Annotated in this window: 6 protein-coding genes; 2 read left to right on the top strand and 4 right to left on the bottom strand. The window is 49.1% G+C overall.

The window, feature by feature from the left end; translation table 11 throughout:
* On the top strand, positions 1–207 hold a 207-nt coding region (locus ACVBDY_RS20920), incomplete at its 5' end, for a GIY-YIG nuclease family protein (protein WP_447177422.1).
* 245 nt (positions 208–452) lie between these two features.
* Positions 453–1,586, top strand: coding sequence for a Fic family protein (locus ACVBDY_RS20915; RefSeq protein ID WP_447177421.1), 1,134 nt, complete (start codon positions 453–455; stop codon positions 1,584–1,586).
* 986 nt (positions 1,587–2,572) lie between these two features.
* Here the strand turns inward: ACVBDY_RS20915 and ACVBDY_RS20910 are convergent.
* The 4 genes from ACVBDY_RS20910 to ACVBDY_RS20895 form a co-directional block, all read right to left on the bottom strand.
* Entirely contained in the window at positions 2,573–3,118 is a 546-nt protein-coding gene (locus tag ACVBDY_RS20910) for a hypothetical protein (RefSeq protein WP_447177420.1), read from the bottom strand.
* A gap of 2 nt (positions 3,119–3,120) precedes the next feature.
* The gene (locus tag ACVBDY_RS20905; protein ID WP_447177419.1) at positions 3,121–3,759 is read right to left on the bottom strand and encodes a fibronectin type III domain-containing protein; all 639 of its coding nucleotides are present in this window, start codon (positions 3,757–3,759) and stop codon (positions 3,121–3,123) included.
* A gap of 130 nt (positions 3,760–3,889) precedes the next feature.
* Positions 3,890–4,408, bottom strand: coding sequence for a CHAP domain-containing protein (locus ACVBDY_RS20900; protein WP_447177418.1), 519 nt, complete (start codon positions 4,406–4,408; stop codon positions 3,890–3,892).
* Positions 4,327–4,765: hypothetical protein (locus ACVBDY_RS20895; protein ID WP_447177417.1), on the bottom strand; the 439-nt coding region annotated here is incomplete at its 5' end. The genes ACVBDY_RS20895 and ACVBDY_RS20900, both read right to left, overlap by 82 nt.

Below are 4,765 nucleotides of genomic sequence, written 5' to 3'. Positions count from 1 at the left end.
GGCGTAACATCTAATCTCCTTGAAAGACTAAAAAAACATAATGCCAATCATAAAGGATTTACCGGAAATTCCAATGACTGGATTATCGTTTATCATGAAACTTTCCCCTCCAAAAAAGAGGCCCTGAACAGGGAAAAACAAATCAAAAAATGGAAGAGCAGAAACAAAATTCAACAACTCATCAATAACGCAAACCAAAAACCTTAGCTCTGCTGGTTCTGAGCATCCCGACTAACCAGTCGGGAGGGTCACTGGTTCGAACCCAGTAGGGCCCACAGTTTAAATGACCTCCCATCCGGGAGGTTTTTTTGTTTCTGCCCGGGTACAACATTCAGGTACAACAAACACACTTCTTATTTTACTTTATTTCAAAAAAGTATAATAGCCGGACACGTTATTATATTTTTGTGTACTTTTGTATAATAACATACTCCCTTAGTATACGCAGAGAAATGAAAGGTTTTAAATCAGGTATTTATATTAATCAAGGCTATTATAAAAGTTTTCAACCCAATCCAATACATAAAGAATGGGTTGTAGACCATATGGAAGTACTCAATTTGTTAAGCAAGGCCGACAGACAACTTGGAAGACTGGATATGTACTCCGAATATGTCAATATAGACTTGTTTATAAGCATGCATATTGCTAAAGAAGCCACACAATCGTCCAAAATAGAGGGTACCCAAACCAATATGGAAGAAGCGTTTCTTAAAAAGGAAGATGTCGCTTTTGAAAAAAGAGATGATTGGGAAGAAGTGCAGAATTATATTGCTGCAATGAATGAAGCTGTTAAAATGTTGCACACCCTCCCGTTTTCATCACGGTTAATCAAACAAACCCATAAAATATTATTGCAAGGGGTTCGGGGAGAGCATAAACTGCCCGGAGCATATCGCACCAGCCAAAACTGGATCGGAGGAGCATCTATAAGTGATGCCGTATTCATTCCGCCAACACATAACACCATAGGAGATTTAATGTCCGATATTGAAAAATTTGCAAATGATGAACTGAATCCCCTTCCCGACTTATTGAAGATCGCCATCATTCATTATCAATTTGAGACTATACACCCTTTTTTGGATGGAAATGGTAGAGTTGGAAGGTTATTGATTACATTATATTTGGTCAGTAAGGGTATTTTAAAACAGCCTATTCTATACTTATCCGATTTCTTTGAAAGAAACCGAATTCTGTATTATGATAATTTAATGCGGGTCAGAACTCATCATGACCTGGCACAGTGGTTTAAGTTCTTTTTAACCGGCGTCATTGAAACTGCCCAATCCGGAGTACAAACATTTAACGCCATCATGCAACTTCAGAAAGAAGTGGATGAAAAATTAAAAGAATTAGGATCTCGAAACGGGGACGGTAGGAAAGTAATAGAATATTTGTACACTAAACCTATTGTAGATGCTACAAGGATTGGAGAGATCATAGAAAAGACCCCGAGACCTGTGTATAATCTTATTGCATCATTAGAGGACCTGGGTATTATCAAGGAAATTACCGGGGCACAGCGTGGTAGGTTATATGCCTTCCATGAATACCTGGAATTGTTCGCAACGAAGAAAGGTTAAGCCCCCTATTCACCGTTTTATTTCATATCTTACAAGCAGGAGGGTCACTGGTTCGAACCCAGTAGGGCCCACAAATGATCTTTATCAAAGCGTAAAAAAACATAATTCCAATCACAAAGGATATACCGGAAAAGCTAATGATCGGACAGTCGTTTACAAAGAAGTATATTCCGCATGATTGCAGTTTTTAATGCGCTGTTGTTTTTTTGATGGCTACCGGCTTCGCAGCCATTTGACCGGCCGTTGTGTGATTGAATAATTGGTAGAGCGGACCTCATGACAGGCACAGCCCCCTGGCATACATATCCGTGGCAGGATCAAAACAGTATTCAACCCGTTACTCCCGCTTTAAAACCCGGAAAATGGCCATAAATGCAATCCCGTTTACACTGAAGGGAACTCCGTATGTAGCTGCCCCCTTCCCGTTAACCGTATACCGGTCCCCTTTTGATTCCATCCCCGGTTGCCTTAGCCGCTAACAGGATTGGGGTTATATTGTATTGGGAACGGGTGGACGGCCGGGGGCACCCTATTTGCCGCAGACGCAATTAAGTTGACCGCTTACCGGGTTGCTGTTCATTACCTACCCGGATGGGTTGACGGCTCAGGGAGATGTATTTGCGGTATAATAGGTTGGATTTTCCACCTACCGGGTTATGTTCACAGTCTAGCGGCTTGAGTTGACTGCTCACCGGATTACTGTTGATTTCATCGCGGGGTGGGTTTACGGCATAAGGAGTCCTCCCGGCAGCCGGGAGGACTCCATTTACGACCCAGGGAAATGGATACGTGGCGCGATACATCCCCTTAGCTGTAAAAAGATAAGGGGATGAATACATAAGCAGTTGGGTCAGCGGTAAACCCGGTTGCCTGTGCATGTCAACGCAAATGCAAAAGCGGCGGACTCAAATCAGTCCGCCGCTTACCGGGTTGCTTATGCGACATACAGGGGCTGGTTCCGTGTATACGCATTCCCTTAAATGGTACTATCCGGGCTTATCCGGGAATAAAAACCCTAATAGTTTCCGCCACCGGAAATACTTCCGGATGACCCGGGCAAGTACTATAAGAACCATGACCGCTATGGCGATCCACCACCAGCGCCAGCTAGTGGCACCAGTACGCTGTACGGCCTTGGCTTCGTACCGCTGTGCTTCCCGGATATGGGTGCTGTCCCGCAGCTTGCGTTTTTCCTGCCGGGTATGGCTATGGCGTTGGTTTTGCAACGCATCGTAAGCCACATTGCGCCGGCCATAGATCACCACCTTTTCAGCCTCCCCGCTAAAGCCCGAATCACGGTGATAGCTAAACCGGCCCACTGGCATAATAGCCACTGCTTCCAGTTCCTGCCAGGTCTGGTGTACCTGTGCCACCGACAAGCTGTCGAACTGTTCGACGGACATGGCGCGGAAGTTGGTTATTCGTGCTTCCGAACGCTGTTTGATTTCGCTTTGCCGGTGGCGCCGGGTACTGCAGCAGATCACAAAACAGCAACCCGCCCCCAGGATGAATAGCTTTAGTGGCGTGCTCATAATCATTCCTTTACCGTGGCACGCATCGAGGACACGGGGCTCCAGGCGCTCACACCGTTCTTGTTACGCGCCCGTACCCGGAAATAATACGTCACACCGTCCTGTACGGGGGCATAGAAATTGCCGCGGGACCTGGACGTACTGCCGGCAGGCTGCCATAGGGGCTGCCCTGTTTCGTCCACCGCATCCGCAATCTGTTTTTCGTACTCATAGGCTTCCCGTATGGCCGGGAAATCCAGTAATATCTCGTCCGGTCTCCGGGAAGCGCGGATACGCGTCCACTCACAGGAAGAAGGGACACTGATACTCCTGGGGCTGGCTACGGGGTAGAACCCCGAGCTGAGCTGTGTGGAAGCCAGGTCACTGAAGTTATTGATGTACGTGGTTACCCGGCGCATCATCGTCACCAGGGCGGCGCGGGCCTCGTCTTTTTCCTTGGTTTCCCGAAGGTTACCACCCGCAACGGTAACAGCCTGTTTGTTCAGGTAATCCTGCGCCACGGGCTCGTATTCCGCAAATGGCGGGTACAGGTCCGGGAAATGGGTATTCGTCCCCAGGGCATCCAGGGTACGGGTGGCCAGTACGGCCAGGTCGCCATCACTCAGATGGCCATAGTTTGTTACTAATTTTGGTCGTCTCATTTTTTTGAATTTTTAATGTTAAACATTTTGTTCTGTGCCTCTCTGCGGTCCGCTGTGCAGCTTTGTGTTATAGCTATTTCACAGAGACGCACAGAGGTTTCCAGCGTTTCACAAAGGTTCAATAATTGATCTAATCTCCCGTCCACCGGGCAATAACGCTAAGGGTACGGACGGGGCGGCGTTTGCGTACTACGGCATTGTCTACGTTGCCTTCTACGGTATAGGCCCAGTTGGCGGTCCACCGGTCTATAAAACCGGCGTGGGCTATACGGCCTAGGCTGGTATTGTAGAGGCCGAAGACATCGCCGGCACGGGGGGTTTTTTGGTCCTTCCCTCCTTTTTTGTTCCTCCGGATCACCTTACGCTCCGGGAACAGTGCGGGGCTCCAGGGGGTGCGGGGCTCGGCGTAACCTGCCTTGTTAAAACAGAAGCTTACGAATGCGGCGCACCAGTTGTAGCCTTCGCCCAGGCCGGTATAGCGGAGGTATTCCGCTACCCGTTGGCCATCGTTCTGCCCGGTGGCTTCTTTGACTCCCACTTCGGCCGTGTATACCCGGCGTAGTGTGGTTACATCATCCGCGAGAGCCAGAGGGCCATACCCCAGAATAAGGAGATATAGCCAGCCAGGTAAATACATACGTGTTGCCATGGGTTCAGTTTTAAGGAATGTGTGGTAAAAGCGCTGTCCAGCAGCCGCCTGAAGCTGCGATACAGTTGTGCGGTCAATGTGCAGGCCAGCAGGTGGCAGGCGGCTACGCCCAGCAGTACCAGCAGCAGCAGGCTCAGGGTGCCGGCATCTACCGTGGCCGCGGTGCTGTCCGCCAGCCGCAGCAGCGGACCGGCATACAGGAAGGCCGATAGCAGGAGGAGTACCAGGACGGCTTGTCTCCCCCATCTTCGCAGGTGCCGGTATCGCGGCCCCTGGGCCTGGTCGTGCAGGAAATCGACATAGTCGTCTTCCCACGTTACTTTCCGCAGCCGGAACGGTTCCGGATGCGGGGGTTTT

The organism is Sinomicrobium halophytocola, from assembly GCF_052983395.1.
Note: the sequence above shows the minus strand (reverse complement) of the source record. Positions and strands in the feature narration are given on the sequence as shown.